Source organism: Aquabacterium sp., assembly GCF_041909175.1.
GTDB lineage: Bacteria > Pseudomonadota > Gammaproteobacteria > Burkholderiales > Burkholderiaceae_C > Aquabacterium.
On the sequence record NZ_JAYRDZ010000006.1, the window covers coordinates 292,410 to 317,943 of the forward strand.

23 protein-coding genes are annotated in these 25,534 nt (G+C 62.3%); 14 read left to right on the plus strand and 9 right to left on the minus strand.

Annotated elements, in window-relative coordinates; genetic code table 11:
• Nucleotides 1-42: 42 nt before the first annotated feature.
• The 5 genes from ACE3PH_RS11270 to ACE3PH_RS11290 are packed head-to-tail and all read right to left on the minus strand — an operon-like array spanning nucleotide 43 to nucleotide 5,926.
• Nucleotides 43-978, minus strand: coding sequence for an ABC transporter permease (locus tag ACE3PH_RS11270; protein WP_374318940.1), 936 nt, complete (start codon nucleotides 976-978; stop codon nucleotides 43-45).
• A complete protein-coding gene (locus ACE3PH_RS11275; RefSeq protein WP_374318942.1) occupies nucleotides 975-2,039 on the minus strand; it encodes an ABC transporter permease in 1,065 nt (354 codons plus the stop codon). The genes ACE3PH_RS11270 and ACE3PH_RS11275 overlap by 4 nt, the downstream gene beginning before the upstream one ends.
• A complete protein-coding gene (locus ACE3PH_RS11280) occupies nucleotides 2,026-3,537 on the minus strand; it encodes an ABC transporter ATP-binding protein (RefSeq protein ID WP_374318944.1) in 1,512 nt (503 codons plus the stop codon). The genes ACE3PH_RS11275 and ACE3PH_RS11280 overlap by 14 nt, the downstream gene beginning before the upstream one ends.
• 14 nt (nucleotides 3,538-3,551) lie before the next feature.
• Nucleotides 3,552-4,913 carry a guanine deaminase gene (gene guaD / locus ACE3PH_RS11285; protein WP_374318946.1) on the minus strand — a complete coding sequence of 454 codons (1,362 nt, stop codon included), beginning with the start codon at nucleotides 4,911-4,913 and terminating at the stop codon, nucleotides 3,552-3,554.
• 5 nt (nucleotides 4,914-4,918) lie between these two features.
• The gene (locus ACE3PH_RS11290) at nucleotides 4,919-5,926 is read right to left on the minus strand and encodes a LysR family transcriptional regulator (protein WP_374318948.1); all 1,008 of its coding nucleotides are present in this window, start codon (nucleotides 5,924-5,926) and stop codon (nucleotides 4,919-4,921) included.
• Between the two features lie 144 nt (nucleotides 5,927-6,070).
• On the opposite strand from ACE3PH_RS11290, the gene xdhA reads away from it, so the two are divergent.
• The 4 genes from xdhA to ACE3PH_RS11310 are packed head-to-tail and all read left to right on the plus strand — an operon-like array spanning nucleotide 6,071 to nucleotide 12,225.
• A complete protein-coding gene (xdhA, locus tag ACE3PH_RS11295) occupies nucleotides 6,071-7,585 on the plus strand; it encodes a xanthine dehydrogenase small subunit (protein ID WP_374318950.1) in 1,515 nt (504 codons plus the stop codon).
• A 14-nt stretch (nucleotides 7,586-7,599) separates the two neighbouring features.
• Nucleotides 7,600-9,942 (plus strand): xanthine dehydrogenase molybdopterin binding subunit, encoded by a 2,343-nt coding sequence (xdhB, locus tag ACE3PH_RS11300; RefSeq protein WP_374318952.1) that lies wholly within the window; start codon nucleotides 7,600-7,602, stop codon nucleotides 9,940-9,942.
• Nucleotides 9,939-10,817 (plus strand): xanthine dehydrogenase accessory protein XdhC, encoded by an 879-nt coding sequence (xdhC, locus tag ACE3PH_RS11305; RefSeq protein WP_374318954.1) that lies wholly within the window; start codon nucleotides 9,939-9,941, stop codon nucleotides 10,815-10,817. The genes xdhB and xdhC overlap by 4 nt, the downstream gene beginning before the upstream one ends.
• Nucleotides 10,818-10,821: 4 nt before the next feature.
• Nucleotides 10,822-12,225 carry an 8-oxoguanine deaminase gene (locus tag ACE3PH_RS11310; protein ID WP_374318956.1) on the plus strand — a complete coding sequence of 468 codons (1,404 nt, stop codon included), beginning with the start codon at nucleotides 10,822-10,824 and terminating at the stop codon, nucleotides 12,223-12,225.
• Between the two features lie 27 nt (nucleotides 12,226-12,252).
• On the opposite strand, the gene ACE3PH_RS11315 is transcribed toward ACE3PH_RS11310, so the two are convergent.
• A complete protein-coding gene (locus tag ACE3PH_RS11315) occupies nucleotides 12,253-13,491 on the minus strand; it encodes a urate hydroxylase PuuD (protein ID WP_374318958.1) in 1,239 nt (412 codons plus the stop codon).
• A gap of 2 nt (nucleotides 13,492-13,493) precedes the next feature.
• Nucleotides 13,494-13,880 (minus strand): hydroxyisourate hydrolase, encoded by a 387-nt coding sequence (uraH, locus tag ACE3PH_RS11320; protein ID WP_374318960.1) that lies wholly within the window; start codon nucleotides 13,878-13,880, stop codon nucleotides 13,494-13,496.
• Nucleotides 13,881-14,069: 189 nt separating this feature from the next.
• Between uraH and ACE3PH_RS11325 the strand changes: the two genes are divergently transcribed.
• The 5 genes from ACE3PH_RS11325 (at nucleotide 14,070) to ACE3PH_RS11345 (ending at nucleotide 20,037) form a co-directional block, all read left to right on the plus strand.
• Nucleotides 14,070-14,741 carry a GntR family transcriptional regulator gene (locus ACE3PH_RS11325; protein ID WP_374319017.1) on the plus strand — a complete coding sequence of 224 codons (672 nt, stop codon included), beginning with the start codon at nucleotides 14,070-14,072 and terminating at the stop codon, nucleotides 14,739-14,741.
• On the plus strand, nucleotides 14,710-15,663 hold the full coding sequence (gene puuE, locus ACE3PH_RS11330; RefSeq protein ID WP_374318962.1) for an allantoinase PuuE: 954 nt from the start codon (nucleotides 14,710-14,712) through the stop codon (nucleotides 15,661-15,663). Before ACE3PH_RS11325 ends, puuE begins: the two co-directional genes overlap by 32 nt.
• A 3-nt stretch (nucleotides 15,664-15,666) precedes the next feature.
• On the plus strand, nucleotides 15,667-17,478 hold the full coding sequence (gene uraD / locus ACE3PH_RS11335; RefSeq protein WP_374318964.1) for a 2-oxo-4-hydroxy-4-carboxy-5-ureidoimidazoline decarboxylase: 1,812 nt from the start codon (nucleotides 15,667-15,669) through the stop codon (nucleotides 17,476-17,478).
• On the plus strand, nucleotides 17,475-18,716 hold the full coding sequence (locus ACE3PH_RS11340) for a M20/M25/M40 family metallo-hydrolase (RefSeq protein WP_374318966.1): 1,242 nt from the start codon (nucleotides 17,475-17,477) through the stop codon (nucleotides 18,714-18,716). Before uraD ends, ACE3PH_RS11340 begins: the two co-directional genes overlap by 4 nt.
• A gap of 202 nt (nucleotides 18,717-18,918) precedes the next feature.
• Nucleotides 18,919-20,037, plus strand: a complete 1,119-nt coding sequence (locus ACE3PH_RS11345) for a ubiquitin-like protein (protein WP_374318968.1) — start codon at nucleotides 18,919-18,921, stop codon at nucleotides 20,035-20,037.
• A 30-nt stretch (nucleotides 20,038-20,067) separates the two neighbouring features.
• Here ACE3PH_RS11345 and ACE3PH_RS11350 read toward each other — a convergent pair whose 3' ends face one another.
• Together ACE3PH_RS11350 and ACE3PH_RS11355 are read right to left on the minus strand one after the other, a co-directional pair.
• Nucleotides 20,068-20,424: a hypothetical protein gene (locus ACE3PH_RS11350; protein ID WP_374318970.1), complete on the minus strand. Its 357-nt coding sequence runs from the start codon at nucleotides 20,422-20,424 to the stop codon at nucleotides 20,068-20,070.
• A gap of 131 nt (nucleotides 20,425-20,555) precedes the next feature.
• Nucleotides 20,556-20,855 (minus strand): 2Fe-2S iron-sulfur cluster-binding protein, encoded by a 300-nt coding sequence (locus ACE3PH_RS11355; RefSeq protein WP_374318972.1) that lies wholly within the window; start codon nucleotides 20,853-20,855, stop codon nucleotides 20,556-20,558.
• A gap of 107 nt (nucleotides 20,856-20,962) precedes the next feature.
• Here ACE3PH_RS11355 and ACE3PH_RS11360 point away from each other — a divergent pair, with 107 nt between their 5' ends.
• The 5 genes from ACE3PH_RS11360 (at nucleotide 20,963) to ACE3PH_RS11380 (ending at nucleotide 25,533) form a co-directional block, all read left to right on the plus strand.
• A complete protein-coding gene (locus ACE3PH_RS11360) occupies nucleotides 20,963-22,009 on the plus strand; it encodes an ABC transporter substrate-binding protein (protein WP_374318974.1) in 1,047 nt (348 codons plus the stop codon).
• A 47-nt stretch (nucleotides 22,010-22,056) separates the two neighbouring features.
• Nucleotides 22,057-22,887, plus strand: a complete 831-nt coding sequence (locus tag ACE3PH_RS11365) for an ABC transporter ATP-binding protein (protein ID WP_374318976.1) — start codon at nucleotides 22,057-22,059, stop codon at nucleotides 22,885-22,887.
• Nucleotides 22,884-23,657 (plus strand): ABC transporter permease, encoded by a 774-nt coding sequence (locus tag ACE3PH_RS11370; protein ID WP_374318978.1) that lies wholly within the window; start codon nucleotides 22,884-22,886, stop codon nucleotides 23,655-23,657. The genes ACE3PH_RS11365 and ACE3PH_RS11370 overlap by 4 nt, the downstream gene beginning before the upstream one ends.
• 237 nt (nucleotides 23,658-23,894) lie before the next feature.
• Nucleotides 23,895-24,488 (plus strand): NAD(P)H-dependent oxidoreductase, encoded by a 594-nt coding sequence (locus ACE3PH_RS11375; protein ID WP_374318980.1) that lies wholly within the window; start codon nucleotides 23,895-23,897, stop codon nucleotides 24,486-24,488.
• A gap of 40 nt (nucleotides 24,489-24,528) precedes the next feature.
• Nucleotides 24,529-25,533 (plus strand): ABC transporter substrate-binding protein, encoded by a 1,005-nt coding sequence (locus ACE3PH_RS11380; protein ID WP_374318982.1) that lies wholly within the window; start codon nucleotides 24,529-24,531, stop codon nucleotides 25,531-25,533.
• Nucleotide 25,534 lies beyond the last annotated feature (1 nt).

The window sequence follows — 25,534 nt, forward strand, 5'->3', positions numbered from 1 at the left end:
AGTCAGGACGGAAAACACACAACCAGGGGCGATGATGCCTTGTCAGGCCCCGGGATGGAAGGGTTTGCCCAGCGAGGCGGGCATGTTGACGCGGATCCACGCGGGATTGCGGGAAATCAGGACCAGCACCACGATGGTGGCCACGTATGGCAGCATGGTCAGCAACTGGCTGGGGATCTGAACCCCCTGCCCTTGCAACTGGTACTGCAACATGGTGACACCACCAAACAGGTAGGCACCGAGCAGCACACGAATCGGGCGCCAGGTTGCAAACGTGGTCAGGGCCAGCGCGATCCAGCCTTTGCCGGCCACCATGCCCTCTACCCACATGGGCGTGTAGACCAGCGAGAGATAAGAGCCAGCCAGGCCACACAGCGCGCCGCCTGCCATGACGGCAGCCAGACGAATGCCTCGCACGTGGTAGCCCAGCGCATGTGCCGACTCAGGTGATTCACCCACCGCACGCAGGACCAGCCCCGCGCGAGAGCGATACAGGAACCAGGTCAGGAACAGCATCAAGGCGACCAGCAGGTAGACCATGGGATGCTGCTTGAACAGGGCCGGCCCGAAAAACGGGATGTCAGACAGCCCTGGAATGGCGAACTGGGTCCGCTCCGACAGGCGAGCCTGCGCATAGGGAATGCCGACAAACGCTGACAAGCCGGTACCGAACAGTGTCAGGGCCAGACCCGTGGCGTACTGGTTGGTGTTGAGCCAGATGACCAGCACACCAAAGACTGCAGCGAGCACCGCACCGGCCGCAGCGCCGGCCATGAACCCCAGGACATCACTGCCCGTGTGCACGCCAGCGGCAAAGCCGGCCACAGCGGCCACCAACATCAGGCCTTCCGCGCCCAGGTTCAGCACCCCGGAGCGCTCATTGATCAGCAAGCCCATGGAGGCCAGGCCCAACACCGTGCCGGCGTTGAACGTGGCTGCCAGCAGCAGCGCAAATGAATCAGCAGTAAAGAGGCTCATTTCGACGAAACCCAGCGCACGCGTTGATGGATGAAGGTGTCACAGGCCAGCAGGCTGAACAGCAGCAAGCCCTGGAACACCCCGGTAAGCGACTTGGGCAGCCCCAGACGGGACTGGGCCAATTCCCCACCGATGTAGAACATGCTCATGAGCACGGACGAAAAGACGATGCCGAACGGGTTCAAGCGCCCGACAAAAGCCACGATGATGGCGGCGAAGCCATAGCCCATTGGCACGTGCGGCGTCAGTTGCCCCTGCGGGCCAGCGGCATCCAGCGCACCGGCCAGACCCGCCATGGCGCCGGATATCAGCAGCGCAGTCCACAAGGCTCTGCGGGACGAAAAACCGGCATAGCGAGCTGCATCAGGCGCCAGGCCACCGACGACCAGCTGAAAACCTGTGAAGGTGCGGGCCATGAAGACACTGAAGCCCCCCACACAGACCAGCGCGATGACCACACCGATGTTCATGCGGAAACCACTGACCAGCTTGGGGATGCGGGCGGGGTCCAGAAAGGTGATGGTCTGCGGGAAGTTGTAGCCGTTGGGGTCCTTCCACGGGCCATAGACCAGGTAGCTGAGCACCATGTCGGCCACATAGACCAGCATCAGGCTCACCAGGATCTCGCTGGCATTGAAACGGTCACGCAGCAGTGCCACGATGGCAGCCCACAACATGCCGCCGACCATGCCGGCCAGCAACACCGCAGTCACGGTCAGGAAACGGCTCGACTCTGGGGTTGCGTGCATGGCCACCCAGCCGCCGAAGATGGCGCCAAGGATGAACTGCCCTTCCGCGCCGATGTTCCACAGATTGGCTTTGAAGCACACCGCCAGACCCAGTGCAATCAGGACCAGCGGGGTCGCCTTGAGGGTCAGTTCGGTCAGGGCGTAGAAGCTCTTGATCGGCTCGACGAAGAACATTTGCAACCCATCGAGCGGGCTCTTGTCCAGCAAGCTGAACAGGATGGTGCCGATCACGACCGTGATGGCCAGGGCAATCAAGGGCGAGGTGAAAGACAGCACCTTAGACGGTGCGGAACGGGGCTCAAGCTTGAACATGGCTACCCTCCCACAGACCGCTCATCCACTCGCCAATCTGCTCAACCGTGGCTTCGGCTGCATCGATGCTGGGCGACAGGCGGCCCTGAGCCATGACCATCAATCGGTCGCTCACTTCAAACAATTCGTCCAACTCCTCGCTGACCACCAGCACGGCGCAACCAGCGTCTCGCAATTTCAACAACTCACCACGAATCTGGGCGGCAGCACCCACATCCACCCCCCAGGTCGGCTGGGAGACCAGCAAGACCCTGGGTTGGGCATCGATTTCCCGACCCATGATGAACTTCTGCAGGTTGCCGCCCGACAGGCTCTTGGCCAGCGCACCTGGCCCCCCTGCCTTCACATTGAAGCGATCGATCAGCGACACAGCCATGTCGTGCATGAGATTCAGATTGAGCCAGCCGCCCTTGCCGACCGCTTCACCACGGGTCAACAGGGTGTTTTGCGCCAGCGACATCACCGGAACGGCACCACGGCCCAGACGCTCCTCGGGCACGCTGTGCAGCCCCAGGTCACGACGCACACCCGGTGTGGCAGCACTCACATCCTTGCCCACCAGGGTGATGGTGCCCGGCTTGGCGCGCGGATCTTCGCCGCTGAGGGCGGCCATCAAAGCCTGCTGACCATTGCCGGACACGCCGGCGATGCCCACGATTTCACCGGCCCGAACCGACAGGCTGATGTTTTTCAGGTCTACACCGAACGGATCCTGCTTGGGCAGGCTCAAACCCTTGACCTCGAGCCCGACCCCACCGAGGTTGGGGGCTGCGCGGTTGAGTTGCGGCGGCTCTGCGCCGATCATCATGCGCGACAGGCTGGCATTGCTTTCCTGGCGGGGATCGACCTCACCCGTTACCTTGCCACCCCGCATCACCGTGCAGTGGTGGCACAGCGCGCGGATTTCGTCGAGCTTGTGGCTGATATAGAGGATGGAGCACCCACGATCAGCCAACTGACGCAATGTCACAAAGAGCTTGTCGACCGCTTGCGGGGTGAGCACCGAGGTGGGCTCATCGAGAATCAGCAGTTGCGGGTTGGTCAGCAACGCGCGAACGATTTCCACGCGCTGACGTTCCCCCACGCTGAGCGTGTGAACGGGGCGCAGCGGGTCGACTTCCAGGCCGTAGTCGGCGGAAACGGCGCGGATGCGTTCCATGACCTCGGCCAGCGACATGGACTTGTCCAGCCCCAGCCAGACGTTTTCCGCGGCAGTCAGGGTGTCGAACAACGAGAAATGCTGGAACACCATGGCGATGCCCAGTGCCCGCGCCTCCTGAGGCGAGCGCACTTGGACGGGTTGACCATTGAAGAAGACTTCTCCAGCATCCGGCTTGACGGCGCCGAAGATGATCTTCATCAGGGTGGATTTGCCAGCACCGTTTTCGCCCAGCACGGCGTGGATTTCGCCGGGCTGTACTTTCAGGCTGACTGCATCATTCGCGCGCACCGCCGGGTACTGCTTGGTGATGTTCTTGAGTTCTAGTCGCAGCGACATGGATCTTGTGGTTTTCAGTGGGTTGGCTCATCAGCCTGGTAGACGCAGTTCCCTGCCACATAGGTGGCCAGGAGGTTCCGCTCGTCACCCAGCGTCATCCAACTGAATACACGTTCGTGCAAGTCGCGGGCCAGCTGATCACGGTGTTCCGCCACCTGGCCCTTCGCCCAGCACCAGAGCGTGAGGTCTGCCACGCTTCCGGGCTCGAGTCGGCCGATCTCATCCGACAGGCCCAGATGGCGCGCAGCGCCCAATGTAACTGTATACAAAGCCTTCCACGCAGAGAGCCGTACGCCTTGCATCGCTTGCACCTTGTAGGCGTCTCCCATGTTGCGCAGCATCGACAGGCTGGTACCCCCGCCGACGTCGCTGGCGAGACTCACGTTCACCCCTTCGTGCTCCGCCTTCATCCAGTCGAACAGGCCGCTGCCCAGGAACAGGTTGGAGGAAGGACTGTGTGCAATTTGTGCACCATATTCGCGCAGCACTGCGCGATCTTCGGCATTCAGCCAGACACCATGCGCCAAAATGGAGCGCGCACCGATGAGCCCCTCTCGATCGTATACATCCAGATAACTGCGGGCGGTGGGGAACAACTCCTCCACCCATCGGATTTCATCCCGGTTTTCCGAGACGTGCGTCTGCATATAGGTGCCGGGGTGCGCCTGAAACAGCCGCCCTGCCATGGCCAATTGCTCAGGGGTGCTCGTGGGTGCAAACCGTACAGTTACGGCAAAAGCCAGGCGATCACGCCCGTGCCACTGCGTGATGAGGTCCACGCAATCCTTTTCGGCCTGCTCGACATCGTCGCGCAAACCGTCAGGCGCGTGTCGATCCATCAGCACCTTGCCAGCGATCAAGCGCATGCGCCGCGCCGAGGCCACCTTGAACAAGGCATCGGCACTGACTTTGTGGACCGTCGGGAACACCACGGCCGAGGTCGTGCCGTTGGCCCAGAGTGCGCCGAGAAAACGCTCGGCCCCGACCCGCGACACCTCCGGATCTGCATACCGTTTTTCTGCCGGAAAGGTGTAGGTATTGAGCCAGTCAAGCAGCTCGGTGCCATAGCTCGCGATCACATCGAGCTGCGGGCTGTGCACATGGGTATCGATGAATCCCGGCATCAGCAGCTGACCGCGTCGGTCCACCACGGGCACATCGGTCCACCCCTCGGGCAGGGGGGCAGATGCCGGCTGGATGGCCGCGATGCGCTCGCCGTCCACCAGCAGCACATGGTCAGGACGCCAGCGCACACCCGGCGCCTCGGCAGGTGCCGCAAAGCCAGGGTCATCGACAAAATCAAGCAGATCGGCGCGAACGGCCCAACGCCCGGACACGGGCGACCTGGAGGCAAGGGCCAAAGATGAGTCAGTCATGAGAGTCACGGTTTGGTTGAAACCACCGCAAGGTCATCATTGCGCTGGGGCGGACGCACCTGGTGCAGGTTCCTGACAACATCTCGCACCTGCTCACGCAGCCACCTGCTGGCTGCGGAGTGGTGAGTGAGATCGTGCCAGAGCTGATAGTAGTTCATCGAAGGGAAGCTCACCGGACACCGGATGATCTTCACTTTCAGATGCTGCACGTAACGTTCACAGAAGCGCCGCCCCGTGGTCAGGACCAGCAGTGACCCTGCCACCATATAAGGAAGCTGGGCAAAGTGCGGGTTACGGACCACAATGTTCCGACGCATCCCCTGCATGGCAAGTTGCTCGTCGATGATGCCGAGTGCACCGGGGTGCAACGGTGGAGGTGAGACATGTTCGGCCGCCAGGTATTGTTCGACACTCCAGGCCCGTCTGCCTTCGCGAGGCAGGCGCGCGGCTGGATGGTCTTCAGACACCAGGCAGACCACGTCGTCCGTCATCAAACGCCCCAGATGCAGTTCATCGGAGGGCTCCAGCCAGTTCCCGATCACCAGATCAACCTCCCCCCGCGCCAGACTTCGGCGGTAATCCAGGTCAGAGGTCAACTGGATGACCTCCACACGGATGTGCGGGGCAAGGCGCCTGAGCCGCAGGGTCAGCTCGGGCAGAAAGTACGGATCAAGATAGTCCGTTGCAGCAATGCGGTAGGTGAGCGCGGTGGTCGACGGATCAAAGTCGCGCACCGTGCTCTTGTTGCCGAACATGCTCTGCGCCTGATGCAGGATGATGGACGCCGGCTCGAGGAGGCTCAGCGCCACATCGGTGGGCGCCATGCTCTGCCCGCACCGCACAAGCAAAGGGTCTCCCGTCAGCTCACGCAGACGCTTGAGCTGAGCACTGACAGCCGGTTGGCTGGACTGCAGGCGGATGGCCGCCCGGGAAACGCTGCATTCGGTGATCACGGTGTGCAAGACACGGATGAGGGACAAATCGATCTTCTCGAAAACAGCATCCTTGCTCATATTGGCGGTCTGATAATAGTTATCAACCACATGGTATACCGCTTGCATCCGAGCACAGTACGCTTTGTATACAACTCAACTATTCACCGAGTTGGTGTGTCGGCCTGATCAGGCCCTTATTTCTGCTGCTCCAGGAGTTTCGCCATGAGCGACCCTCAATCTCGCCCCATCCAGTTTTTCCACCAGGGTCAGATCCAGACCGTGGCGGGGCTGCCCCCTACCACCACCGTGCTGCAATGGCTGCGCGAACATGCGCACTGCACCGGCACCAAGGAGGGCTGTGCCGAAGGCGACTGTGGCGCCTGTACCGTGGTGGTTGGCGAGCTCGACCCCAGCAGCGGCGAGCTGCAACGCCGCACCGTCAATGCCTGCATCCAGTTGTTGCCCACCATGGACGGCAAGGCCCTGTATTCAGTAGAAGACGTCAGTGCACAGACCCCTGGGCATCTGCACCCCGCACAACAAGCCATGGTTGACTGCCATGGCTCGCAGTGTGGCTTTTGCACCCCGGGCTTCGTGATGTCGCTGTGGCAGATCTACGAAGACAACGCCAAACCCCTGCCACGCGAGATGCTGGCTGATGCCTTGTCGGGCAACTTGTGCCGCTGCACGGGCTACCGCCCGATTCTGGATGCCGGCGAGCAGATGTATGACGCGCCACGCGTCTGCCTGGACACCCATCCGGCTGTCGAGGCGCTCAAGCAACTCGATGCCCGAGACCCGACCTTCATCTACGAGGCGCCAGATGCAGCAGAACCGGGCAAGACTTCGCGCTTCATTGCCCCACGCACGTTGGCCGATCTGGCCCATTGGCGCCAGACCCTGCCGCAGGCTCGCCTGTTGGCTGGCAGCACCGACATCGGCCTGTGGGTGACCAAGCAGTTCCGCCCACTGGGCGACATCCTCTATCTCGGCCGTGTGGCTGAGCTGCAGACGGTGCAGGAAGCCGATGGCTGGCTGACGATTGGCGCCGGTGTCACGCTGGAAGCGGCCTGGTCGGCACTGGTCGCGCGCATCCCCACGCTGCGGGAAGTCTGGCTGCGTTTTGCCTCGCCGCCGGTGCGCCATGCCGGCACGCTGGGCGGCAATGTCGCCAATGGCTCTCCCATTGGCGATGGCGCCCCCATTTTGCTGTCGCTCGGCGCGGAGCTGGTGTTGCGTCAAGGTGAGCAACGCCGCACGCTGGCCTTGAATGCGTTCTACCTGGATTACATGAAGAACGCCCTGCAAGCCGGTGAATTTGTCGAAGCCATCCGCGTGCCCCTGCCGAAAGCGGGCGACATCGTGCGGGCCTACAAAGTCTCCAAGCGGCGTGACAGCGACATCTCGGCCCTGTGCGCCGGTTTGGTGATCCACCTGGACGATCAAGGCCTGATCACCCAGGCGCGACTCGGCTGGGGAGGCATGGCCGCCACGGCACGACGTTCGGCCAAGACCGAGGCAGCGCTGGTGGGTCAGCCGTGGAATGAAGCAACCCTGCGCGCAGCCCAGGCCGCACTGGCTGAGGACTTCCAGCCCATGAGCGACCTGCGTGCCACAGCCCACTACCGCAGCAAGGTCGCCGCCAACCTGCTCGAACGTTTCTGGCTCGAAACACGGCTACAGGCACCACTGGCTCCTCAGACAGTGCAGGTCTGGCCTGCACAGGCATCGAACTGAAGGCGGAGAACACCATGAACCACCCCATTGAAGCAGCCAAGTTCGATCTGCAAAACCCGCATCAGGTTGCTGGCCAGAACGTCCGCCACGAATCGGCCCACCTGCACGTCACCGGCACGGCCCCATACACCGACGACGTGCCCGAATTGGCCGGTACCCTGCATTGCGCCCTCGGGCTGTCGCCTGTGGCGCACGGTCGCCTCATCAAGATTGATGTGGACGGCCTCAAGGCGCTGCCTGGCGTGTTTGCCATCATCACCGGCCACGACGTGCCCGGCGACAACATCACTGGCGCCATCATCGAAGATGAACCGATCCTCCCGATCGATGAGGTCTGCCACGTGGGGCAGCCCGTCTTTGCGGTGCTGTCGACCGACCGCGAAGCCGCTCGGCGCGCCGCAGCCAGAGCCAAGGACTTTCTGGAAATCGAGCCCCTGCCCGCAGTGCTGAAGCCCGAAGAAGCCCATGCCATGGGCTCTTATGTCGTGCCACCCATGCACATGGCACGGGGCGATGCCGATGCGGCACTCGCCAGCGCCCCACATCGCTGGTCAGGACACTTTGATCTGGGTGGGCAAGAGCAGTTCTATCTGGAAAGCCAGATCTCGTATGCCGTGCCCAAGGAAAACGATGGCATGTATGTGCTGTGCTCGACGCAGCACCCATCTGAAATGCAGCATCTGGTGGCGCACGCACTGGGCATGCAATCCCACCAGGTGCAGGTTGAATGCCGCCGCATGGGTGGTGGCTTTGGAGGCAAGGAGTCGCAGTCAGCCTACTGTGCCCGCATTGCAGCCATCGCAGCGCAGCGCACCCGGCGCCCGGTCAAGCTGCGCTTCGACCGCGACGATGACATGATGATCACCGGGCGCCGGCACTGCTTCTACTTCGACTTCGAGGTGGGCCATGATGATGCCGGCCGCGTCCTTGGGACCAAGGTCGACATGATCTCCCGCGCGGGGTTCTCGGCAGACATGTCGCCCCCCGTGATGGCCCGCGCCCTGTGCCACTTCGACAACGCTTACTGGTTGCCGGCCGTGTCGATGGCGGGTTACTGCGCCAAGACCAACACCCAGAGCAACACCGCATTCCGCGGTTTCGGCGGCCCGCAAGGCGCCTTTGCGATGGAAGTCATCCTCGACAACATCGCCCGCAAGCTGGGCATGGACCCGCTCGATGTGCGCCTGGCCAACCTCTATGGTGAAACCGAGCGCAATGTGACGCCTTACGGGCAGACCATTGAAGACAATGTGATCCGCCCGCTGATCGACGAGCTGGTTGCCACCAGCGACTACCGCGCCCGTCGTGAAGCCGTTTCCGCTTTCAATGCAACCAGCCCCGTCCTGAAGAAGGGGCTGGCACTGGTGCCCTGCAAGTTCGGTGTCTCGTTCAACCTCGTGCACCTGAACCAGGCGGGCGCCTTGGTGCACATCTATGCCGATGGCAGCGTGCTGGTCAACCATGGCGGCACGGAAATGGGGCAAGGCCTCAACACCAAGGTTGCCCAGATGGTGGCGCAGACCCTGGGCGTGAGCCTGTCGCGTATCCGGGTGAGCGCAACCGACACCACCAAGGTAGCCAACACCTCCGCCACGGCGGCCTCCACCGGCACCGACCTCAATGGCAAGGCTGCGGTGGACGCAGCCAACCACATCAAGGGTCGGTTGGTAGCCCACCTGGCTGCGCAGTACCAGGTTCCGGTTGAAACCATCCGGTTTGCGCACGACATGGTGCAGGTCGGCGACAAAGCGCTCACCTTCGCCGAAGTGGCTCAGGACGCCTATGTGTCGCGCATCCAGTTGTGGTCGGACGGCTTCTACGCCACGCCCAAACTGCACTGGGACCGCCACACCATGCAGGGCCGCCCCTTCTATTACTTTGCTTACGGCGCGGCGGTGGCCGAGGTGCTGCTCGATACCCTGACCGGCGAGTGCAAGGTACTGCGTGCCGATGCCCTGCACGATGTCGGACAGTCCATCAACCCGGCACTGGACATCGGTCAGGTTGAAGGGGCTTTCATCCAGGCCATGGGCTGGATGACCAACGAGGAACTCTACTGGCACCCGCAAAGTGGCAAGTTGATGACCCATGCGCCATCGACCTACAAGATCCCGACCGCCAGCGATGTGCCCGCCGAGTTCAACGTCAAGCTGTTCCAGAACCGCAACGTGGAAGACACCGTCTACCGGTCCAAAGCGGTGGGCGAGCCCCCCATGATCCTGCCCTTCTCGGTCTTCCTGGCCATCCGCGATGCGGTGTCGGCCGTGGGCCAGCACCGCGTCGACCCGCCACTGCGTGTGCCAGCTACGCCCGAGGCCATCCTCGACGCCATTGACGCCGTCAAGGCCGCAGCATGACCAGCCAGACGGTCCGCGCTCACAGGCAGACCGCTGCGGCCTGGCTGGCCGCTGAGCAGCCTGCCCTGATCGTGGAAGTGGTCGCCATCAAAGGCTCCACACCACGAGAAGCCGGGGTGCGCATGCTGGTCGGCTTGAGTGAGGTGCACGGGACCATCGGTGGCGGCCATCTGGAGTGGCAAGCCATTGAGCAGGCTCGTCAGGCCCTGCGCGAAACACAAGGGCTCAACCTGGCAGCATGGACAGCCGACTTGGCCTTGGGACCAACCCTGGGGCAGTGTTGCGGCGGTGCCCTCACCCTGCGCTTTGCGCCCCTGAACGCGGCGGAACTGGAGGCCTGGATGGTGCCGCCAGCCCGCTTCCATCTGGACTTGCACGGCGCAGGCCATGTCGGGCAGGCGATCATCCGACTGCTGGCGGACCTGGACTGCACCGTCCGCTGGATTGACGAACGCGGAGACGACAGCGGACCGGATGCCCCGGGGCTACCGAGCGAGGCCATGCTGGCCAGCCTGCCACCACACATCACCTGGCTACCGACGGATGCCGCGGAGCACGAGGTGCCCGATGCGCCGCCGGGTGCCTGTCACCTGGTCCTCACACACCGGCACGATCTTGACTTGCGCATCATCAGCGCCGTGCTGAAAAAAGGCGACTTCCACTACGCGGGGATGATCGGCTCGAAGACCAAGAAGGCCAAATTCCTGCACCGACTCAGTGAGCAAGGGATTTCGGCTGATACGCTCGCTCGCATGACCTGCCCCATCGGTATCCCGGGCATTGAGGGCAAGGAGCCTGCCGTGATCGCCATGGCCGTTGTGGGCCAGTTGCTGCAGGTCTGCCCGCCCATCACCTCCATACACGGCCACGATTGACCTCATGAACCACGCCCCTACCCTGCTGATCCGCGACGCCGACTGGGTTGTCACCATGAATGACGCCGGCACGGAGTGGCCCCGCGCCAGTGTGCTGGTGCAAGGCCCCCGCATTCTGGCCATGGGCCCAACTGAAACGTTGGACCCGCAGTTACTGGCCCAGGCCGACCAGGTGATCGATGCCAGGGGCCACGTGGTCATCCCCGGCCTGATCAATACCCACCACCACATGTTCCAGAGCCTGACGCGCGCCATTCCGGCCGCGCAAAACGCTGAACTGTTCAGCTGGCTCAAGGCGCTCTATCCCATCTGGTCGCGCATCACGCCGGACATGATCCATGTGTCCACGCAGATCGCGATGGCTGAATTGCTGCGTTCGGGCTGCACCACCAGCAGCGACCACCTCTACCTGTATCCCAACGGGGTTCGACTGGATGACAGCATCCATGCGGCCCGGGAAATCGGCATGCGGTTTCACGCCAGCCGGGGCTCCATGAGTGTGGGCGAAAGTGCCGGTGGCCTGCCACCCGACACGCTGGTCGAAAAGGAAGACGCCATCCTGGCCGACACCTTGCGCCTGGTTGAAACCCATCACGATGCCGACGACCTGGCCATGACACGCGTGGTAGTGGCCCCTTGCTCCCCCTTCAGCGTTAGCCGGGATCTGATGCGCGAGTCGGCCTATCTGGCTCGCAAACTGGGCGTGCGCTTGCACACCCACCTGGCCGAAAACGACCACGACGTGGCCTACAGCCGCGCCCATTTCGGGTGCACGCCGACCGAATATGCAGAAGAGCTGGGCTGGCTGGGAGACGATGTGTGGCATGCCCACTGCGTCAAGCTCGATGCCCATGGCATTGGGCGCTTCGCCGCCACAGGCACAGGGGTCGCACACTGCCCTTGCAGCAACATGCGTCTGGCGTCCGGCATTGCGCCTGTGCGGAAAATGATCGACGCCGGCGTTCCTGTCGGTATTGGCGTGGATGGCTCGGCCAGCAACGATGCAGCCCACCTGCTGGCGGAAACCCGTCAGGCCATGCTCCTGGCCCGCGTCGGGCGCGCGCTGGAGCCGTTTGGCTGCGACCACGGCCCATCCGACATGAGTGCCCGCGATGCCTTGAGACTGGCTACCCGCGGTTCAGCCCGCGTGCTGGGGCGCGACGACATCGGCCAACTGGCTGTCGGCAAGGCAGCAGACATGGCCATCTATGACCTGCGCACGCTGGACATGGCGGGCTGCGCCGTACATGACCCGGTGGCTGCTCTGGTGTTTGGGCACAGCGCCATCACGGCGTGGACCATCGTCAATGGTAAAGTGGTCGCTGACCATGGCCAGTTGACCACGGTAGACCTGGGCCCGCTGGTCGAGCGGCACAACGGCTTCGCCCGCCAACTGGTTCAGGCCTGAGCGGCGCTCAAGCCTGAATGCTCAGAATCAGGGGGCAGCCTTGCCGCCGGCCTGGAACCACTGGGCCAGGGTGGCCCGTTCCGCATCGGTGATCTGGGTGGCGTTGTTGAGCGGCATGGTCTTGAGGACCGCTACCTGCTGGTACACCCGCTGGGCTTCCTGCACGATCAGCTCAGGCTGATCAAGTCGCACGCCCTTGTTAGCCAGGTTGGCGTTGTGGCACAGCACACAACGCTGCTTGACGATGTCCTGCACATGGGCCCACTGGGCCGCCTTGGCTTGCGGCGTATCGACCGCAGCTGCCTCCACCTTGGCCTGCGGTGCCGGCGCCACCCACACGGCCACGCCCAGCAAGATCAGCACACCTGCAATCGCCCACCCCCAGGGTGCCCGCTTGCCCGCCACCTCGGTCTTGTGACGCGCCACGAAGAACTGACGGATCAGGGCTGCTGCCAGCATCATCAGCACCAGCACGATCCAGTTGTGCTTGGCGCCTGTCACAAACGGGTAGTGGTTGCTCAGCATCGCAAACAGCACCGGCATCGTGAAGTAGGTGTTGTGCACGCTGCGCTGCTTGCCGCGCTGGCCATGAACCGGGTCCACAGGCTGCCCGGCCTTCATCGCCGCCACCACCTTGCGCTGACCTGGGATGATCCAGAAGAACACGTTGGCGCTCATGGTCGTGGCCATCATCGCACCGATCAGCAGGAAGGCAGCACGGCCTGCAAACAACTGACAGGCCAGCCAGCTCGCAAAGACCACCACGGCAAACACCAGGGCACCTAGCAAGCCATCGTTACCCGGCTTGCGCCCGACGGTACGGCACAGCACGTCGTAAATCAGCCAGAAGCCGACCAGAAAACCCAGGGCCGCATGCACCGCGGCAACCGGCGGCCAGTCCATCAGGTTCTTGTCGATCAGGAAGGTGCTGGCATTGAACAGGTAGAGCACTGTGAACAAGGCAAACCCGGTCAGCCAGGTCGAGTAGCTTTCCCAGAAGAACCAATGCAGATGGGCTGGCAACTTCTTGGGCGCACCCAGGTACTTCTGAGGGTTGTAGAAGCCCCCACCGTGCACGGCCCACAACTCACCACCGACACCCTTTTCCTTGAGTGCGGGGTCTTCTGGCGGTGTCAGCGAATTGTCCAGCCAGACAAAATAGAAAGACGAACCAATCCAGGCGATGGCGACGATCACGTGCGCCCAACGCAGCAGCAGATTGACCCAGTCCATGGCGTAACCCAGCCAGGGAGACAACTCCGTCATGCTCAGCTCCCGCGGTAAGTGGAATAAGCCCAGGGGCTGACCAGCAAAGGCACGTGGTAGTGCGTGGGCTGCGCCAGGCCGAAATCGAGCGGCACCTTGCCCAGGAAGGCCGGCTCGTGCAGAGCCACGCCCTGCGCACGGAAATAGCCTTCCACGTCAAACACCAGGCGGTAGCGCCCGATCTGGAAATCGGCGCCTGCCAGCATGGGGGCATCCACGCGACCATCGTCGTTGGTATGCACCTGCTTGATCAATTGCCATGCGTCATCGCGCCAGGCATAGAGCTCGACCGCCATGCCGCAAGCCGGGCGGCCCTGCATGGTGTCAAGCACGTGTGTCGTGAGACGCCCCGCAGACAGGGCGCTTTCATGTAGATTGGAATCAGTCATCTTTCAGTCCTGGCATGGCATGTGCCTGTATACACCTTTGCAAATCACGGGCCCGCCAGTTACCGGGTACCCCACTTGCAGACAAACATCAAAACTGTATACACTTTACTCACGATGAGCGTCCCACGCAAGAACCCCAGGCTGACCAAGGTCGATGCCCTTGCCCTCTCGACAGAGATCGGCCCGGGCATGGATGCCTCTGAAACATCCTCCACCGAAGCCATCGTTGCCGCCATCATCCGAGCCATCGTGGAACACAAGCTCCAACCTGGCGCCAAACTGGTGGAGCAAACGATTGGTGACCGTTTTGGTGTGTCGCGCACCATCGTGAGGCAGGCCCTGTTCCGACTTTCGCAACTCAAATTGGTGCGTCTTGAGCCGGCACGAGGGGCCTTCGTTGCGGAGCCCTCCATCACGGAAGCACGTGAAATATTCGCCGTGCGACGCATGGTGGAAAGCCAGATGCTCAGCCAGCTGGTCGAGAAGATCAAGGCACCCGACATCCGCCGTCTCAAAGCCCACATCAAGGCCGAGCGCGACGCCGTCAAACGCAACGATGTGTCCTCTCGGACCAAGCTGCTGTTCGACTTCCACGTGGTGATGGCACAGATCCTGGGCAACCGGGTGCTGGTCGAGTTGATGCAGGAACTGGTCTCGCGCTGCTCGCTCATCACCCTGATGTACCAGTCGGCTGACGATGCCGAAGCCTCCAACGCCGAACACGTCGACATCCTGCACGCACTTGAAGCCAAGGACCTGGACCGCGCCATCCACCTGCTCCACGAGCACTTGGCTACGGTCGAGAAGCAACTGACAGATCGCAAGACCCATGAACTCCAACGCACAAACGTACCCGCGTGACCTCATCGGCTACGGCCGACAGATCCCTCACGCGCAATGGCCGAACGGCGCACGCATTGCCGTGCAGTTCGTCCTGAACTACGAAGAAGGCGGCGAAAACTGCGTGCTGCACGGTGACGCCGGCAGCGAGCAGTTTCTCAGCGAGATGTTCAACCCGCCCTCGTTCCCGGACCGCCACCTCTCGATGGAATCCATCTATGAGTATGGTTCGCGTGCCGGTGTCTGGCGTCTGCTGCGTGAATTCGAGCAACGCGGGCTGCCCCTGACGATCTTCGGGGTGAGCATGGCCTTGCAGCGCCACCCTGACCTCACACAGGCCTTCAAGGACCTGGGCCATGAAATCGCCTGCCATGGCTGGCGCTGGATCAACTACCAGCAGATCGATGAAGCGACCGAGCGCGAGCACATGCGCATCGGCATGCAGATCATTGAAGAACTGACGGGTGAGCGCCCACTGGGCTGGTACACCGGCCGAGACAGCCCCCACACCCATCGCCTGGTTGCTGATTTTGGCGGGTTCGAGTACGACAGCGACTACTACGGTGACGACCTGCCCTTCTGGATGCCGGTCACCAAGAGCAATGGCGAGGTCATGCAGCAGCTCATCGTGCCCTACACCATGGACACGAACGACATGCGCTTCGGTCTGCCGCAGGGGTTCTCTCAGGGTGAAGATTTCTTCACCTACCTGCGCGATGCCTTCGATGTGCTCTATGCCGAAGGTGACCCCAGTGGCCTCAACCAGCCCAAGATGCTGAGCATCGGCATGCACTGCCGCATCCTCGGCCGCCCTGGCCGCTTGCGCGCCTTGCAGAAATTCCTGGACCATATCCAGTCGCACGACAAGGTCTGGGTTTGCCGCCGTATCGACATTGCCCGCCACTGGCGTGCCACCCACCCTTATCAAGCCCCACAGCGCTGATCCATGACCCTGACTCTCGACCAACTCAACGTCGCCGACCAGACCGCCTTCGTCGCGCTGCTCGACGGTGTCTACGAGCACTCGCCCTGGATTGCCGAAGCCGCCTGGGCGCAACGCCCCTTCCGCACACTGGCTCAGTTGAAATACGCGCTGGCTCAGGTGGTGCGACACGCCGGGCGAGACCTTCAGCTGGGCCTCATCCGTGCCCACCCGGAATTGGCAGGCAAGGCCGCCATTGCCGGTGAGCTGACGGCCGAGTCGACCAATGAGCAAAGCAAGGCCGGCCTCACCCACTGCACTGCAGAAGAGTTTGCGCAGTTGCAGCAACTCAACAGCGACTACAACGCCCGCTTTGGCTGGCCTTTCATCCTGGCGGTACGCGGCCCGCGTGGCCTGGGCTTGAGCCGCAGTCAGATCATCGAGACGTTCTCGCGTCGCCTGCACAACCACGCCGACTTCGAGTTGGCCGAGTGCCTGCGCAACATCCACCGCATTGCAGAAATCCGGCTGAACGACAAGTTCGACCACACACCGGCAGCCGGCCAACAGGTCTGGGACTGGGCTGAAACGCTGGCGGCGCACAGTGACGATGCACCGGAGGCTGCCGGTGGACGCCAGCCCCTGACCGTCACCTACCTCACCCCCGCCCACCGCACCTGCGCGCAGCAACTGCAAACCTGGATGAAGGCCTGCGGCTTTGACGAGGTGCGGCTGGATGCCGTCGGCAATGTGGTCGGCCGCTACCACGCAGCCACCGCCAGCGCCCCATACCTGTTGACGGGCTCGCACTACGACACCGTGCGCGACGGAGGCAAATACGACGGACGCCTGGGCATCTTCGTGCCCATGGCCTGTGTGAAGGCCCTTCACGAATCATGCAAACGATTGCCCTTTGGCATCGAAGTGGTCGGCTTTGCCGAAGAAGAAGGTCAGCGCTATGCCGCCACCTTCCTGGGTTCCAGCGCACTGGTGGGTGACTTCAACCCCTACTGGCTTGACCAGAGCGACGCCAATGGCATCACCCTGCGTCAGGCCATGGATGGCGCGGGCCTGCCGGCCACGATGGAAGCCATCGACGCTGAAAAGCGCGCCCCTGCCGACTATCTGGGGTTCATCGAAGTGCACATCGAGCAAGGCCCGGTGCTCGACGAACTCGACATGCCACTGGGCGTGGTGACCTCCATCAACGGCAGCGCCCGCTACACCGGCGAGGTGATCGGGCTGGCCAGCCACGCTGGCACCACCCCGATGGACCGCCGCAAAGATGCCGCTGCCGCTGTGGCGGAGCTGGTGCTGTATGTCGAACAGCGTGCCGCACAAGACCTCAGCAGCCCCATCGGCCCCTCGGTGGGCACGGTTGGCGTGGTGCACGTTCCGCACGGGTCGATCAACGTGGTGCCCGGCCGCTGCCAGTTCACACTGGACCTGCGCGCCCCCAACGACCAGCAGCGCGATGCGCTGGCGGCCGATGTGCTCGCACGGCTTCAGACCATCTGTGCACGTCGGGGTCTGCAATACACCCTGGTCAACAGCCTCACCGCGCCAGCCGCACCCAGTGCAGCGCCGTGGCTGGCACGTTGGCAACAGGCTGTGGAAGCCGTAGGGCTGCCGCCGTACCGCCTGCCCAGTGGGGCTGGCCACGATGCCATGAAGCTGCATCAGGCGTTCCCGCAGGCCATGCTGTTCGTGCGGGGCGGCAACGCCGGCATCAGTCATAACCCGCTTGAAACCATCACCTGCGACGATGCCCAATTGTGCGTGGAAGCCTTCCAGCACGTCATCCAACAACTCGAATCAGAATTGAGCGCCTCATGAGCGACAACACCACCCTGCCCTACACCCAGCTGGACGCCTGGATTGACGCGCACTTCGACGAAGAGGTGAGCTTCCTGCAGGCCCTGGTTCAGGTCCCGACAGACACGCCGCCGGGCAACAACGCTCCTCACGCCGAACGCACCGCAGACTTGCTTGCCCAATGGGGCTACACCGCAGAGAAGCACGCGGTGCCCGAGCAGGAGGTCAAGGACTACGGCCTGACCAGCATCACCAACCTGATCGTGCGCCGCCGCTTCGGCAGTGGCGGACGCACCATCGCGCTGAACGCCCATGGTGACGTGGTCCCTCCCGGCGAGGGCTGGACCCACCCACCTTATGGTGGCGAGGTTGTCGATGGCAAGCTCTATGGCCGGGCAGCCGCTGTCAGCAAGAGTGATTTCGCCACCTACACCTTCGCCTTGCGTGCGCTGGAGTCGCTGCAACGCCCGCTCAAGGGTGGTGTGGAGTTGCACTTCACCTACGACGAAGAGTTTGGCGGTGAACTGGGCCCGGGCTGGATCCTCAAGCAGGGCCTCACCAAACCCGACCTGATGATGGCTGCCGGCTTCAGCTACCAGGTGGTCACAGCCCACAACGGTTGCCTGCAAATGGAAGTGACCGTGCATGGGGTGATGGCACACGCCGCCATTCCGGAAACCGGTGTCGATGCGCTGCAAGGTGCCGTGGCCATCCTCAATGCCCTGTATGCGCAAAACACGCTGTACAAGGGCATTTCATCGCAGGTGCCGGGCATCAACCACCCCTACCTGAATGTGGGCCGCATCGAAGGCGGCACCAACACCAACGTCGTGCCCGGCAAGGTGTCGTTCAAGCTCGATCGCCGCATGATTCCAGAAGAAGATCCGGTACAGGTTGAAGCCGACATCCGCCGTGTGATTGCCGATGCGGCAGCCACCTACCCCGGCATCAAGGTGGACATCAAGCGCCTGTTGCTGGCCAACTCGCTCAAGCCCCTACCCGGCAACGCCCCGTTGGTCGATGCCCTGCAAAAACACGGTGAGACCGTTTTCGGTGAGCCCATTCCCACCAGTGGCACCCCGCTCTACACCGATGTGCGGCTCTATTGCGCCCAGGGCATTCCGGCCGTGATCTACGGCGCGGGCCCGCGCACCGTGTTCGAATCCAATGCCAAGCGCGCCGACGAACACCTGGTGCTGGAAGACCTGCGCAAGGCCACCAAGGTGGTGGCGCGCACGCTGCTCGACCTGCTGAGCTGAGCGCCGACGCGCCTTCTCAGCACCACCGAAGGCTGCCAAACAACACAACAGCTTGTTGTTTGGCAGCCTTTATTTTTCATTACAAAATTTCACAGCCAACTAGCATGTGACGGTTGCCATCCACCAAGTAGTCCCGATGTCGTTCCGTCCTGCCCATGTTGTCGCCGCCGTCTGTGTCCTGGCTTGTGCACCGGCATTTGCCATGCAGATTTTCGTCAAGACGCCCACAGGCAAGACCATTGCACTGGAAGTCGAGCCAAGCGACAGCATCGACGTCGTCAAGCAGAAGATTCAGGACAAGGAAGGCATCCCGCCTGAGCAGCAAAGACTGATCTTCGCGGGCAAGCAGCTCGAAGAAGGCCGCACGCTGGCCGACTACAACATCCAGAAGGAATCCACGCTGCATCTGGTGATCAGCAAGGCGGGCCTGAGCACCCAACAAGCTGCACAGCTACTGACCCAGACTGCCATGGCAACCGCGCAGCGCAGCCTGACGCAATCCAATGTGCGCGTGGTCGATCAACTGGGCGTGAGCTCCGCACCAGGTGCCGTCTCCAACCTCAGTGACACCACCAACAGCAACACCCAGGTCACATCGGCCCCGGGTGTGACTGCCGGTTTCGAGCAAAGCCGAGGCGGCTCAGGCGACACCCAATACAGCGCCATCATGCGCAACCTCGCGGCCGGCGCCAGACTGGGACGCGCCTATTCAGCCGACTGGGGCCTGGTGGGCTATTACGGACACGGCAACCTCGGCGCAAGTGCCAACGTCCGCATTCGCCTGGACCAACTGGGTGTGGCCGGCTTCACGGACAAGGCCCTGGCACCGAACTGGCGCCTGTCAGGCATGCTGGCGCTGACCCGTACGCGCTATGCGCAGACCGCTGACGACTCCAGCACCATGACCCGTGGCACTCAATATGGCTGGAGAGCTGACGCCACGGTCTGGACGCGCTATCAGCTCAGCCCAGCTTGGGGCCTCAAATCGCTGCTGACGACAGGTCACGAATATGCATCGGCGTCTGCGGTGACCGAAGCAGGCGTGGGTATCACACAAGCCGAGTGGCTGAATGAAGTGCGCTGGGCACCCCGCATGGGCGATGGCACATGGCAACCTGAACTGGGACTGGGCGTCAGCCACGTCAGTCACCCTGATTACCTTGATCCAGGTGCCTCCCGGCACTGGATGACGCAAGGCACGGCAGGCCTCACCTACAACCCCAAACCCACGCTGCGCCTGAACATGCAGGTTCAAGGCAGCACAGGCTTGAGCCACTACCACGATGCTCAGTACAACCTGACCGTGGCGTGGGCTTATTGAACAGCCTCGGTCACACCGAAGCTGCGCACCTTACTTTTTCTTCAACCACTTGCAGACGTCCTTGCGCTCGGGATCAGGCATTTGCTTGCCCTGCTCCTTGGCGCGATCTGCCATGGCGGCGTGGTGTTCGGTCACATAGGCCTGACATTCGTCGAATGACTTCATGCTGTGCATCTTGGCGCGGTGCGCCTTTTGCTCTTCCGGCGTCATCAGCGTCCAGGTCGGGGTATCCCAACGATTCGTGCGGCCATCACGCTTGATCAGATGAGGTTTCTTGGCTGGGGCACTGGCGCCATCGGGAGCCGGGGCGACCGGATCAGCGGCGAAAGTCGGGGCGGCAAATGCCAGCACGAGCGCGGCCATTCCGAGGCGTTGTACAAAACTCATGAAATGCTCCTTGATTCAGTGTGTGGACTATCTGATTATGGAAAGCATCCACGCGCCAGACAAGTGCATTCCATCCACAGTGGCAGCTTGTTGACACATCGCAAACCCGGAGTGGCCTGGAGAAAGCGCACTCAATCTGACTTTGCGTCAGGCACATAAAGCACCAAATTAGTGCGCACCAACGCCACGCACGGCAAGGTTTCTCCGGCCTCTTTTTCATCCAGGCTCAAGCCCGGCCACTCGATCCGGTAGCTAACCTGGCCCGACAGCATCTGACAACGGCATGCTCTGCAGGTGCCGTTGCGGCATGAGTGCGGCAACTCGATGCCCGCAGCCAGTGCGGCCTCCAGCACACTTTCACCTGGGTTTACCGGAAACGACCAACCTCCCGGCTGCACCGTGACGACATGGGTTTCCTGCTCGCCAGACATCGATTTTTTCCTTCACTGCCATGCACCGCGACACAGCATAACAAGCTGGCACGGATCTCGCTCACAGAAAAAGCTGTATACAGTTTTCAACCTGGAGCCTCTGAAACATGGCCGCAAAAACCGCCCGCCGCACCATTCTGGTTTCCCTCCTGGCCGCAGCCAGCGCCCTGTCGCTGACCGCCCCCGGTGTCGCACACGCTGACACCCCCATCAAATTCCAGCTGGACTGGCGCTTCGAGGGCCCCTCGGCCCTGTTCCTGGTGCCCGCAGCCAAAGGTTACTTCAAGCAAGCTGGCCTGGATGTGAGCATCGATGCCGGCAGCGGCTCTGGCGGCACCATCACCCGCGTGGCCTCTGGCACCTATGACCTCGGCTTTGCCGACATGGCTGCGCTGATGGAGTTCTACGCGAACAACCCGGACGCCCCCAACAAGCCCATCGCCGTGATGATGGTCTACAACAACACCCCGGCTGCAGCATTCGCACTGAAGAAGTCTGGCATCAAGAGCCCGGCTGACTTCGGCGGCAAGAAGATGGGCGCTCCCGTGTTCGACGCTGGCCGCAAGGCATGGACCATCTTCGCCAAGGCCAACAAGATCGCCCCGGTCACCTGGACCAGCATGGACCCTCCCCTGCGTGAAACCATGCTGGTGCGTGGCGACATCGACGGCATCACCGGCTTCTCGTTCACCTCGCTGCTGAACCTGGAAGCCCGCGGTGCCAAGCCAGAAGACGTGGTGGTGTTCCCCTATGCCAAGTTCGGCGTGAAGCTGTACGGCAACGCCATCATCGTGTCGCCCAAGTTCCTCAAAGAGCACCCTGATGCAGTCAAGGGCTTCCTGAAGGCCTTCACCAAGGGCGTGAAAGACACCCTGGCCAACCCGGATGCCGCCATCGACACCGTCAAGGCCCGCGACGGCATCATCAACGTCGAGCTGGAAAAGCGCCGCCTGCGCATGGCCATCAATGAAGTGGTCGCCAGCCCCGATGCCCGCGCCGAAGGTTTCGGCCAGGTCAAGCTGCCCCGCCTGACGCTGATGGCTTCGCAGGTTTCCGACGCCTACAACACCAAGACCCGCGTGGACCCCAAGCTGGTGTGGACATCGGACTATCTGCCCAGCGCTGCTGAGCTGAACATCCTGCCCAAGAAGTAAGCCAGCCGCCCGCCACCAAGAAGAACTGCTAGAGGAAAGGCCCCGAGATGTCCGCCTTTGTCGATTTCAACCAGGTCTGGCTTGCCTACAACGATGAACTGCTTGCTCAAAAGCAATACGCCGTTGAAGACATGAGCCTGCAGATCCATGAAGGCGAGTTCGTCGCCATCGTTGGCCCGTCCGGGTGTGGCAAGTCCACATTCATGAAACTCACCACCGGTCTGAAGATGCCCTCGCAAGGCACCGTCACGATCGCTGGCGAGCGGGTCACGGGGCCCCTCAAGATCACCGGCATGGCCTTCCAGGCCCCGTCGCTTCTGCCGTGGCGCACCACGCTCGACAACGTCCTGCTGCCGCTGGAAATCGTCGAGCCTTACCGTTCCAACTTCAAGGCCAAGCGCAAGGAATACGCCGAGCGCGCCCGGGCCCTGCTGCAAAGCGTCGGGCTCGGTGGCTACGAAGACAAATTCCCCTGGCAACTGTCTGGCGGCATGCAACAACGTGCATCCATCTGCCGCGCCCTGATCCACGAACCGAAGATGCTGCTCCTCGATGAGCCCTTCGGCGCGCTGGACGCCTTCACCCGCGAAGAACTCTGGTGCGCCCTGCGCGACCTGCAGGCCGAACAGAAGTTCAACGTCATCCTGGTCACCCACGATCTGCGCGAAGCCGTTTTCCTGGCCGACACCGTTTACGTGATGAGCAAGAGCCCAGGCCGCATCCTCGCCAAACGCGAGATCGAACTGCCTCGTCCGCGTGACCTCGAAGTGACCTACACCTCCGAATTCACCGACATCGTTCACGAGCTCCGCGGCCACATTGGCGCCATGCGCAAGCCCGCCACCATCAGCACCGGCAACGTGGAGATCGCCCAATGAAACTGAGTCAAAAGCAAATGCAGCGCTGGGCCCCGTGGGTGCTGCTGGTGATCTTCATCGCCATCTGGCAAGCCATCTGCTCGGCCTTCAACGTATCCGAGTTCATCTTCCCCAGCCCTGCCCGCATCGCCTCGCAACTCAACGAGTTCCATGCCGAGATTCTGAAGCACGCCTGGCGCACCTTCTGGGTGACCATGGTCGGCTTTGCCATCTCCATCGTCGTTGGTGTGCTGATGGGCTTCCTGATTGGCAGTTCGCGCATCGCCTACGCCGCCATCTACCCTCTGATGACCGGCTTCAACGCCTTGCCCAAAGCCGCCTTCATCCCCATCCTCGTGGTGTGGTTCGGCATTGGCGTGGGCCCGGCTGTGCTCACTGCATTCCTCATCAGCTTCTTCCCCATCATGGTGAACATCGCCACCGGCCTGGCCACGCTCGAACCCGAGCTGGAAGACGTGCTGCGTGTGCTCGGCGCCAAGCGCTGGGATGTGCTGATCAAGGTCGGTCTGCCCCGCTCGCTGCCCTACTTCTACGGCTCGCTCAAGGTGGCCATCACCCTGGCTTTCGTGGGTACCACCGTGTCTGAAATGACCGCGGCCAACGAAGGCATTGGCTACCTGCTGATGTCGGCTGGCTCGTCCATGCAGATGGGCCTGGCCTTTGGTGGCCTGGTGGTGGTGGGTGCCATGGCCATGATCATGTACGAACTGTTCGCCATCGTCGAGAAGCGCACCACGGCCTGGGCTCACCGCGGTAGCCAGAACCACTGAACCCTGTCCTCAACGCCCCCAACTGCACCACCTCGCACCACCTCGCACCGAATTGATACAGATCAAGCTGGCCTGCCAATTGCATTGATCTGAACAAGAGTAGAAGCGTTCACCAGCGCTGGCCCACCAAGCGGGGCCCCTGGCCGGAAATTGCTCTTGAAATGGAAGACCCAGACCGCGTTACAGCGTGTCAACCTGCCATATCAAGACATGACCTCAAGCCGATCAACTACTCCGATGAAGTGCCTGGTGGTGTTCGCCCACCCGCTGCCCGACAGCTTCGGTGCAGCCGTCCACCGAACCACGCTGGACACCCTGCGCAACGCAGGCCACGAAGTCCGCGACATCGACCTCTACGCGATCGGCTTCAACCCCGTCCTCAGCCCTGAGGAGCGGCAGAACTACATCCCCAACCCGCAGTTCAACATCGATGGCTTGCAAGAGCACGTCGATGCCTTGCGCTGGGCCGACACCCTGGTGCTCGTCTACCCCACCTGGTGGTACGGGCCACCGGCCATCCTCAAAGGCTGGCTCGACCGCACCATGCTGCCCACCGTTGCCTTCAAGGTCGGTGGTCATCGTTTCAGTGCCATCAAGGGTTGCCTCGACAACATCCGCTGCTTTGTCGGGGTGACCACTTCAGGCTCACCCTGGTGGTGGCTGCGGGTCATCAGCGACCCTGGTCGCAGCATGTTCCTCAAAGGCATGCGCCCGCTGTTCGCCCGAGGCTGCAAGACCCGCTGGCTGCAGCTGCACTCCATGAACTACGCCACGCAACCCCAACGCGAGCGCTTTCTGGCCAAGGTCAAACAGACCCTGAGCCGCATCTGACGACCTCTACACTTTTCCTCACCCCAACCGGAGCTTGACAATGACCCATGTCCGTTCTCTGACCCGCCGTTCTGTTGCCATGGCCACCGCCCTGGCCTGCCTGGCAGGTGCACTGCCCGCCGCCCATGCTGGCGAAAAGTTCACCTACCTCACCAACTGGTATGCCCAGGCTGAACACGGTGGCTTCTATCAAGCTCAAGCCACCGGCCTGTACACCAAGGCCGGCCTCGACGTGACCATCAAGATGGGTGGCCCGCAGGTCAACCTGATGCAGATCCTGGCTGCCGGCCAGGCCGACTGCATCATGGGCTACGACGTGCAGACCATGAAGGCCTGGGAACAAGGCATCCAGGCTGTCACCGTGGCAGCCGCTTTCCAGAAAGACCCCGCCGTCATCATCGCTCACCCTGAGATCAAGAAGTTCCAGGACCTCAAGGACAAGACCATCCTGGTCGGCAGCGCCGGGCTCGTCACCTACTGGCCGTGGATCAAGACCAAATACGGCTTCACCGACTCGCAAGTTCGCCCTTACACCTTCAGCATCCAGCCCTTCCTGGCTGACAAGAACATCGCTCAGCAAGGCTACCTGGCCTCCGAGCCCTTCAGCATCGAGAAGGAAGGCAAGATCAAGCCCACCGTGTTCCTGCTGGCCGATCTGGGCTGGACCCCTTACGCCACCACCGTGGTGTGCACGGCCGACACCGTCAAGAACAAGCCCAAGGCCGTGGCCGCTTTCGTGAAAGCCTCCATGGAAGGCTGGAAAAGCTACCTGAAGGGTGATCCGACCCCGGGCAACACGCTCATCAAGAAGGACAATCCCAACATGACTGACGACCTCATCGCCTACGGCATCACCAAGATGAAGGAAGTCGGCATGGTCTTTGGCGGCGAGGCAGCCAAGCACGGTGTCGGCGTGATCACCGATGCCCGCATGAAGCAAACCTACGACATGCTCGTGCAGAACAAGCTGCTTGACCCCAGCAAAGTGGACCTGAAGAAGACCTACACGACCCAGTTCGTGAAGGACCTGAAGGTCATGCCCTGAT

Excerpts from the sequence above, each read along its gene's own strand:
- xdhB (WP_374318952.1), top strand. The coding sequence starts at position 7,600 with ATGAACCACCCCATTGAAGCAGCCAAGTTCGATCTGCAAAACCCGCAT.
- xdhC (WP_374318954.1), top strand. The coding sequence starts at position 9,939 with ATGACCAGCCAGACGGTCCGCGCTCACAGGCAGACCGCTGCGGCCTGG.
- ACE3PH_RS11290 (WP_374318948.1), bottom strand. The coding sequence starts at position 5,926 with ATGAGCAAGGATGCTGTTTTCGAGAAGATCGATTTGTCCCTCATCCGT.
- xdhA (WP_374318950.1), top strand. The coding sequence starts at position 6,071 with ATGAGCGACCCTCAATCTCGCCCCATCCAGTTTTTCCACCAGGGTCAG.
- uraH (WP_374318960.1), bottom strand. The coding sequence starts at position 13,880 with ATGACTGATTCCAATCTACATGAAAGCGCCCTGTCTGCGGGGCGTCTC.
- ACE3PH_RS11325 (WP_374319017.1), top strand. The coding sequence starts at position 14,070 with ATGGATGCCTCTGAAACATCCTCCACCGAAGCCATCGTTGCCGCCATC.
- ACE3PH_RS11360 (WP_374318974.1), top strand. The coding sequence starts at position 20,963 with ATGGCCGCAAAAACCGCCCGCCGCACCATTCTGGTTTCCCTCCTGGCC.
- ACE3PH_RS11310 (WP_374318956.1), top strand. The coding sequence starts at position 10,822 with ATGAACCACGCCCCTACCCTGCTGATCCGCGACGCCGACTGGGTTGTC.
- ACE3PH_RS11380 (WP_374318982.1), top strand. The coding sequence starts at position 24,529 with ATGACCCATGTCCGTTCTCTGACCCGCCGTTCTGTTGCCATGGCCACC.
- ACE3PH_RS11270 (WP_374318940.1), bottom strand. The coding sequence starts at position 978 with ATGAGCCTCTTTACTGCTGATTCATTTGCGCTGCTGCTGGCAGCCACG.
- ACE3PH_RS11370 (WP_374318978.1), top strand. The coding sequence starts at position 22,884 with ATGAAACTGAGTCAAAAGCAAATGCAGCGCTGGGCCCCGTGGGTGCTG.
- ACE3PH_RS11315 (WP_374318958.1), bottom strand. The coding sequence starts at position 13,491 with ATGACGGAGTTGTCTCCCTGGCTGGGTTACGCCATGGACTGGGTCAAT.
- guaD (WP_374318946.1), bottom strand. The coding sequence starts at position 4,913 with ATGACTGACTCATCTTTGGCCCTTGCCTCCAGGTCGCCCGTGTCCGGG.
- ACE3PH_RS11375 (WP_374318980.1), top strand. The coding sequence starts at position 23,895 with ATGAAGTGCCTGGTGGTGTTCGCCCACCCGCTGCCCGACAGCTTCGGT.
- ACE3PH_RS11280 (WP_374318944.1), bottom strand. The coding sequence starts at position 3,537 with ATGTCGCTGCGACTAGAACTCAAGAACATCACCAAGCAGTACCCGGCG.
- ACE3PH_RS11275 (WP_374318942.1), bottom strand. The coding sequence starts at position 2,039 with ATGTTCAAGCTTGAGCCCCGTTCCGCACCGTCTAAGGTGCTGTCTTTC.
- uraD (WP_374318964.1), top strand. The coding sequence starts at position 15,667 with ATGACCCTGACTCTCGACCAACTCAACGTCGCCGACCAGACCGCCTTC.
- ACE3PH_RS11340 (WP_374318966.1), top strand. The coding sequence starts at position 17,475 with ATGAGCGACAACACCACCCTGCCCTACACCCAGCTGGACGCCTGGATT.
- ACE3PH_RS11350 (WP_374318970.1), bottom strand. The coding sequence starts at position 20,424 with ATGAGTTTTGTACAACGCCTCGGAATGGCCGCGCTCGTGCTGGCATTT.
- puuE (WP_374318962.1), top strand. The coding sequence starts at position 14,710 with ATGAACTCCAACGCACAAACGTACCCGCGTGACCTCATCGGCTACGGC.
- ACE3PH_RS11345 (WP_374318968.1), top strand. The coding sequence starts at position 18,919 with ATGCAGATTTTCGTCAAGACGCCCACAGGCAAGACCATTGCACTGGAA.
- ACE3PH_RS11355 (WP_374318972.1), bottom strand. The coding sequence starts at position 20,855 with ATGTCTGGCGAGCAGGAAACCCATGTCGTCACGGTGCAGCCGGGAGGT.
- ACE3PH_RS11365 (WP_374318976.1), top strand. The coding sequence starts at position 22,057 with ATGTCCGCCTTTGTCGATTTCAACCAGGTCTGGCTTGCCTACAACGAT.